This window comes from Formosimonas limnophila (assembly GCF_014652675.1).
Taxonomy (GTDB): Bacteria; Pseudomonadota; Gammaproteobacteria; order Burkholderiales; family Burkholderiaceae; genus Hydromonas; species Hydromonas limnophila.
On record NZ_BMZG01000049.1, the window covers coordinates 1 to 656 of the forward strand.

General features: G+C 43.0%; 1 protein-coding gene. It reads right to left on the reverse strand.

The features are described from left to right. The coding region (locus tag IE082_RS11125) for a hypothetical protein (RefSeq protein ID WP_189493974.1) at window positions 1–656 on the reverse strand (656 nt) is incomplete at both ends.

A 656-nucleotide genomic window follows, 5' to 3' on the forward strand; every position in this document is an offset into this window, starting at 1 on the left:
CCATTGTCAACATGAGGAACATACGCTGGACTGATTTGATTGCGACGACGCCAATAGTCAGAAGAGCGATTATCTATTTCGGCATCTATAAGCGTAATCTCATTTGGGTTGAAATTTGGGTTGAGGGTAGATGCCAAAGTAGGGTCAGGAAAGTCATAAATAACCGCATATTCAGATACGGTAGACGGATCCTTGATTGCCAAACCACTGTAATTGACAAACTTCGATTTCGTCACTTTATAAGGACCATCTGGATTTAACGCGTCTGGGTCGCTGTATTGAGCTATCACAGGAAACTGACTAAAAGGATATTTCTTCGAAGGCACCACAATATACGCTTGCGCTTCAACACCAAACCATTGAGAAATGTTGGCATTATCCGTTCCTGTGAATACCTCATACCTTTCTAAACCACTTCTGGGGGATTCTACGCCTTCGTCGTTGTTATCCCAGTCAATTAATCCAACCATAACTTGTTCGCCAGAATATGACACACCATTGACTATATGTTGTTTCCTAGATTCGACTGTATCAATGATCGTAGTACTAAATTTGGTGTTTTCATTTTTGGTCTGCGCGACAGCCCATTGCGTGACATCACCACCCACTTCGATTGTCGCTGAACGGTTGTTGAGCGTCTGTGCTTGTTCTGTGAC